This window comes from Protofrankia sp. CiT1, assembly GCF_917627335.1.
GTDB lineage: Bacteria > Actinomycetota > Actinomycetes > Frankiales > Frankiaceae > Protofrankia.
Genome location: NZ_CAKJTP010000018.1, coordinates 26,938 through 28,509 on the forward strand (window position 1 = coordinate 26,938; position 1,572 = coordinate 28,509).

Here is a 1,572-nt window from a genome sequence, read left to right on the forward strand (position 1 = left end):
GGTCGGGCTGCCAGACGATGATGGGGCTTGCTGGCGGCGACGGGATACCTTCACCGCGGTGTTGTGCCCACGGCTGTATACCGTCGCCGGACCACATCCCAGCTGGACGTTTGCGAGGTCAATGAGTTCGTGGCCGGTGGGTGCGAGCGCTGAACTACACCTGGAATGGTTGTGGTATCGATACCGCTGGAATGCCGCTCGGTGTGGCCGAAATAGTATTCACGCCAATGGTGAAAAATTAGGAATAGACGATTGGCCGGGCGTGCAGTAAGCTTTTGAGCAGGCCAGTCACTCCCTATTTCTGAGGCGCGGGCGAAGGGTGCGGAAATGGGTAAGAGAATACTTGTTCTGGATGCTGATGGAGAGCTTCTGGGAAAGTTCGCCGACACTTACACGGCACACCTGTGGAGCCATTACAGGATTCTCGCTCCCGGCTTCGATGGACATGTCGAAGTATTCGATCCGCACACCAGGACATCGCTCGTCGTCGGGACTGATGAATGCCGGAGCATCATCTGGGGAAGGATCCAGAACACGTCGGTGTCATGTGACGAGCGGGCTGGGTCCGACGATCCCGGCCTGCCGGTGCTGCCGCCCCGACAGCTGTCACGCAGATCCGTGGCGCACGGCTGGCTCACCGCGGGAGCCTAATCGATTTCCAGGCATATACGAACACCCTAAGCTGCATTTCCCAGCTCCCCGGCCGCCGGCTGACGGTGTCCCGGCCGCCGGGTGAACCGACACCGATGCTGCCCGTTCCCCATGAGTATCATTGGGAATGCGCGGGCACCGCGGGACAGCGCGTATGAATCACGGTCGCGCCGTCCTCGGTCCGCGCGAGGGTTTCCGGTGTCGGGGCTGATGCGGGAGCGGCGGCGTGGGTAGCGGTGGTACACGGCCACCGCCATCCCTTACCCGCGCCGCCGCTCCCGTCCTTCGGACTGTCTGCCAGTTCACCGTTCTCCGGCAGCCCGCGCGCCTCGGGACCTGCCGCCTTCGCCGATCTGCCGGCGTATAACCAGGGAACCCGCCAGCAAGAAGAAGAGCAGCAGCACGAACGTGTTACGGCGACCACCCGCGGTCCGCGCTGGTCGCCGCCGGTTTTCTTGGAGCTGTCTTCGGCCTGGGCGTATGGCTGGCAGCGGCTACGCTGAGCCACCATGTGGCACGGTAGCTGCCGGTCTCTGCTGCTTCCTGCTCGGTGTCACCGCAGCCGTCACCGCCGCGCTCGCGACCCGGTCACCAAGCCATCGGTGATCTTCTAGCCTGTTCCCCGTCGGAGCTCGAGCGTGTCCAGCATCGGGACTGGCTACGAAACCCAGACTCAGAAGCCCGGATGGTACGTTGACTGTCATCGTGACCTTGACAGAACAAGGTCCGTATGGATGTTACGGTAGTAGTCATCGGAGGGTGGGAGCATAACCCGTGAAACCAGATGCCCGGTTCTGAACTTACCCGACGACTGTTCGTTCCGGAGGAACGGTGGGGCTGGGAGTATGTCGATCCCGGCATGAATCTGCACCCCGATCATGATCGGCCGCCAGTATGGCATGAGCCGCCCCCGCCGGACAT

Annotated in this window: 1 protein-coding gene; it reads left to right on the forward strand. The window is 62.5% G+C overall.

Annotation, left to right across the window (positions count from 1 at the left end):
• Positions 1-327: 327 nt before the first annotated feature.
• Positions 328-651: a hypothetical protein gene (locus MJ785_RS05380; RefSeq protein WP_239348295.1), complete on the forward strand. Its 324-nt coding sequence runs from the start codon at positions 328-330 to the stop codon at positions 649-651.
• The last annotated feature ends 921 nt before the right edge of the window (positions 652-1,572 follow it).

Coding starts and splice junctions, on each gene's coding strand:
- MJ785_RS05380 (WP_239348295.1), top strand. CDS start 328: ATGGGTAAGAGAATACTTGTTCTGGATGCTGATGGAGAGCTTCTGGGA.